2 protein-coding genes are annotated in these 790 nt (G+C 59.1%); both read right to left on the bottom strand.

All coding sequences use genetic code 11. The features are described 5' to 3' along the window. Positions 1-271: IS3 family transposase (locus AC1DVR_RS23735; protein ID WP_478003084.1), on the bottom strand; the 271-nt coding region annotated here is incomplete at its 3' end. 162 nt (positions 272-433) lie between these two features. Beyond that, positions 434-616 (bottom strand): transposase, encoded by a 183-nt coding sequence (locus tag AC1DVR_RS23730; protein ID WP_478003083.1) that lies wholly within the window; start codon positions 614-616, stop codon positions 434-436. Between the last annotated feature and the right edge of the window lie 174 nt (positions 617-790).

Below are 790 nucleotides of genomic sequence, written 5' to 3'. Positions count from 1 at the left end.
TGGGTTTGTGGTAGATCGGCATCAGTCGCATAAGGCGCATCAGCCGCCGGATGCGCTTTTCGTTCACAGCATGACCTTCGTTCTGCAGGTGCCATGTCATCTGCCGAACACTGTAAAACGGCGTGTCCAGGAACTGCTTGTCGACCTTCAACATCAGGTCGAGGTTCATCGCGGTCTCGCCCTGCGGGGCGTAGTAAAACGACGACCGCGAAATCGACAGCAGGCGACACTGCGCGCCCACCGACAGCTTGGGATGGGTACGTTCAATCATCCCGCGCCTCACTTCCCGGTCCAGGGCTTTAGCCTTCGTGACAAAAAATCGTTCGCTACAGCCAGCTCTCCGATCTTGGCATGAAGGTCACGGACCGTGTCCTCGGCGACCTCGGCCGCCGCAGCCGCCTTGCCACCACGCTCAAAAATGCCGGCGGCGCCCTCAAGCAGCGACCCTCGCCATTGTCCTCGGACCAATGGCGGACAATGGCTCGATCCACTGATGGATCATCGTCGGATGGACCTCATAAGCGACCGCCAATTCCGAAACAGTGCGCTCGCCCTTCAGCGCCTCCAACGCCACGCGCGCCTTGAATGCCGCGTCGTGGTTCCTGCGTTTTGACATCTCTGTTCTCCTCGTCTTGGAGACCAGCAGACTTCAGTTCGTAGCTTCCGTCACTGTCCGATTTTCGGGGAGTAGCTCACAGAAAGGGACTGCGCCGCCGTCTGAAAACAGATCGAACGCTTCTCCTCATCCGTCCAAAGTCGCTTCGTCCGACGCGCCACGCCATCACCATAG

This window comes from Rhodobacter sp. P2_H5, assembly GCF_056403335.1.
This window is presented reverse-complemented; position numbering and strand designations above follow the sequence as displayed.

Excerpts from the sequence above, each read along its gene's own strand:
- AC1DVR_RS23730 (WP_478003083.1), bottom strand. The coding sequence starts at position 616 with ATGTCAAAACGCAGGAACCACGACGCGGCATTCAAGGCGCGCGTGGCG.